This window comes from Prosthecobacter sp., from assembly GCF_046154365.1.
Taxonomy (GTDB): domain Bacteria; phylum Verrucomicrobiota; class Verrucomicrobiia; order Verrucomicrobiales; family Verrucomicrobiaceae; genus Prosthecobacter.
Window position 1 is genome coordinate 1 of sequence record NZ_JBJXFV010000105.1, and the last position, 4,049, is coordinate 4,049.

Consider the following 4,049-nt stretch of genomic DNA (forward strand, 5'->3'; position numbering starts at 1 on the left):
TACCTCATGATCGGCGAGCGCACGAACGTGGCTGGCTCGCCGAAATTCGCGAAGCTCATCAAAGAAGGCAAGCTGGAGGAAGCGGTCAGCGTCGCACGTCAGCAGGTCGAAAATGGAGCCAACGTCATCGACGTGTGCATGGACGAAGGCCTCATCGACGGCGTGGACATGATGACGAAGTTCCTCGCGTTGCTGCAAACCGAGCCCGAGGTCACGAAAGTGCCGATCATGGTCGATTCGTCGAAGTGGGAGGTCGTCGAGGCCGGATTAAAAATGCTGCAAGGCAAAGGCATCGCGAACTCGATCTCGATGAAGGAAGGCGAAGAAGCCTTCCGCGAGCGAGCTGGCATCATCAAACGCTACGGCGCCGCTGCGGTGGTGATGGCCTTTGACGAAAAAGGCCAGGCCGCCACCTACGAGGACAAGATCCGCATCTGCGAACGCGCCTACCGCATTCTCGTCGATGAGGTCGAGTTCAATCCGCAGGACATCATCTTTGACCCGAACATCCTCACCGTCGCGACCGGGATGGAGGAGCACAACAACTACGCGCTCGACTTCATCAACGCGACTCGTTGGATCAAAGAAAACCTCCCCGGCGCGAAAGTCAGCGGCGGCGTGAGCAACATCAGCTTCAGCTTCCGTGGCAACAACAAGGTGCGCGAGGCCATGCACAGCGCCTTCCTCTTCCACGCCATCAAAGCCGGCATGGACATGGGCATCGTCAATGCCGGGATGCTCGAAGTGTATGAAGACATCCCGAAGGACATGCTCACCAAGGTCGAGGACGTGCTTCTTAATCGCAACCCCGGCGCCACCGAAGCGCTCGTCGAGTTTGCGGAGCAATTCAAAGGCGTCGCCGGTGCCAAGCGGGCCGAAGCTGATCTCTCCTGGCGTGAAGCCAGCGTCGAAAAGCGCCTGGAGCATGCGCTGCTCAAAGGCATCACCGATTTCATCATCCCGGACACCGAGGAAGCACTCGCGAAATACGGCGTGCCTCTCAAAGTCATCGAAGGCCCGCTCATGGACGGCATGAAAGTCGTCGGCGACCTGTTCGGCGAAGGCAAAATGTTCCTGCCGCAGGTCGTCAAATCCGCCCGCGTGATGAAACAGAGCGTTGCCGTGCTCACGCCAGTGATGGAAGCCGAAAAGGCGCGGAAAAAGCGTGAGCGTGAGCTGCTCATCGAGATCGCTGACAAAACGGTGAAGGCTCTCGAAAGCGGCAGCGATGTCACCGCTGTCGAAGGCTTCACCTACTCGCCTTATCAGGGTCTTAGCCTCGAAGAACGTCGTGTTGAGGTGAAGTTCGCCGCTGAACTGGCTGCCGACCTCGAAGCCGCCGCCAGTGAGTACAAGCGCCGTTTTGCCAACGTCCTCGACCGCAACAACGTCCAAGAAATCAGCCCCGACTACTCCGCCACCCGCGAGAGCCGCCAGAAATGGAGCGTGGCGACGCTGGAACCTGCGGGTGCGTTTGTAGACTGGTTCTTCGCTCGCACTCTCCAAGCTGCAAAACTAGGTAACGTGATCGTTTTCAATGCGGGAGGTCAGGGTAGCGGCAAAACGACGGCGACTAAGGATCTGCCAAATGACCCGTCGCTGATCTTGGTGATGGACGGCACACTCCAGAACTACAGCCGAAGTAAAGAGCATTTTGATCAAGCGTTTGCAGCCGGGTGCAAAGTCGAAATCCGCTATATTTTCATGTGCTGGAGAAATGCTCTACATCTGATCGTACACCGAGCACTAGAAGGGGCTGGCCGAATTGTCCCTCTGGCGAGAGCGGCGAAAGGGCACTTCCAAGCTCCACGAACGACCTTTGCTTTGGCAGAAGACTTCCTTGGCAATCCTGGTTTTGAGATTGTGGTGCGCGAGAACGTCCTTGAGCCAGGCGGCAGCAATGCCGTGATCGAAAGAACGCTTGAATGGCTGCACGAATCCCTGTATGGCTCCATTGATGAATTGTTGGAGCAAGCATCTGAACTTCTTCCTCAAATCCTAGACCAATATGAAACAGAAAATGAAACCCCTCAGCGGCTCCTGGCGCAGTTTCTCCGCAATACTCGACCCATCGACTGCGGCCCTATTTCGTCTAATCGACATCAAGACAGTCGAGAACCTGAACGCAGCCTCCAGAGCATCGAAAATCAAAGTGGTTCGGCTCAAGGAAATGGCGAAGTAGATGGAGTCTCCGAGCACACATTTAGAAGTTTGGCGCAATTTCAAGCCACGCCTGAGCTAGGAAGCGGCGGAGCGGTTTCGTCAGATCGAGGAGGGCACGCTGGAGGCTCTGAGCCGGGCATCGGGTCTGGGCAATCTGGTGATGGAAAAGCCTGCGGAAACACCGTTGACACGTCCCTAACTGCCGCAGATCTGATCCCCACCGAAGCCGCACAGCAAGGCGGTGGCAAATTCCTCATCGCCACGGTCAAAGGCGATGTGCATGACATTGGCAAAAACATCGTCGGCGTTGTGTTGGCCTGCAATGGCTTCGAGGTGACGGATCTCGGGGTGATGGTACCGTGTGATAAGATTTTGGAGAAGGCGCGGGAGATTGGGGCGGATGTCATCGGGCTATCCGGCCTGATCACGCCATCGCTGGATGAAATGATGCACGTCGCGTCGGAGATGGAGCGTCAGGGCTTCACGGTGCCGCTGCTCATCGGCGGTGCGACGACGAGTGCGGCGCATACGGCCATCAAGATTGCTCCACACTACTCGGGGCCGGTTGTGCATGTGCTGGATGCCTCACGCTCGGTGCCAGTGACGACCTCGCTCATCAGCGAGGAGCACAAGGCTGCCTTCGTGGCTCAAAACGAGGCCCGGCATGACGAAATGCGTGCCAAATACGGCCAGAAGAAGGCGCGTGATATTTTGAGCATTGTCGCCGCACGAGCGAACAAGTTCACCTGCGACTGGAGCACGGTCGAGATCGCCAAACCAGCCAAATTGGGCATCGAAACGATTACGCCACCGTTGGAGGAGCTGCGACGCTTCATCGACTGGTCGCCGTTCTTCCACACCTGGGAGCTGCGTGGCCGCTGGAACTCGAAGGAGCAAACTTTCTCCAGCGCCTGGGATGAAGCCGATAAAAAAGCCGGTGCCGAAGCTGAGGCTGCCAAGCTCTACATCGACGCGAACCGCCTGCTCGATCTCATCATCCAGGAGAAGCATTTCACGCCCAAGGGTGTCGTCGGCTGGTTCGAAGCCAACAGCGTCGGTGACGATGTCGTGCTCACAGACGGCACCACTTTGCACTCGCTGCGGCAGCAGCAGATCAAGAAAGACACGCCGAACTACGCCCTCGCCGACTTCATCGCGCCGAAGGACAGTGGCCGCACCGACTACCTCGGCGGATTCGCCGTCACCATCCATGGCGGTGACGAGTATGCGAAGACCTACGATGCTGCGAATGACCCGTATTCCAGCATCATCGTCAAAGCGCTCGCGGATCGCTTCGCGGAGGCCTTCGCCGAGTGGTTGCACCAGCAGGCCCGCTTCCAGTGCGGCATCGAGAAGCCCGGCGACCTCAGCAACGACGAACTCATCCGCGAAAAGTATCGCGGCATCCGCCCCGCGCCCGGTTATCCCGCGCAGCCTGATCACACGGAAAAGAAGACCCTTTTCGCCATCCTCAACGCCACTGAAAACACCGGCTGCGAACTCACCGAGAGCTACGCCATGCACCCCGGAGCCAGCGTGAGCGGTTTCTACTTCAATCACCCGCAAGCCCGCTACTTCGGCATCTCGACCGATCTCGGCAAAGATCAGATCGAAGACTACGCCACACGCAAAGGCATGACGGTGACGAGCGTGGAGAAGTGGCTGAGTTCGTGGCTGAGTTATTGATCACACCAGCCCACGAATCGGCTCACCACGCGTCAGCACATTGAGCAAACTCGGCGGCAGGCCGTCGGTGATGCGCGCTTCGCCGACATCGACGAGCGTGTGCATGATGGTGGCGATCAAATCGGGAATCGTGATCGGTTCCGAGGCCGGCTCGCCGCCGTGGCGGGCAGACTGGCCGATGACCTGGCCCATCTTCAAGC

1 protein-coding gene and 1 pseudogene are annotated in these 4,049 nt (G+C 58.2%); one reads left to right on the plus strand and one right to left on the minus strand.

Annotated features, from left to right (window positions below; all coding sequences use genetic code 11):
• A partial coding sequence (locus tag ACKVY0_RS13500; RefSeq protein WP_409215350.1) for a vitamin B12 dependent-methionine synthase activation domain-containing protein occupies positions 1–3,849 on the plus strand: 3,849 nt, incomplete at its 5' end.
• On the opposite strand, the pseudogene ACKVY0_RS13505 reads toward ACKVY0_RS13500, so the two are convergent.
• Positions 3,850–4,049: pseudogene (locus tag ACKVY0_RS13505) on the minus strand (DUF1501 domain-containing protein); the annotation flags it as partial. It lies immediately after the preceding gene.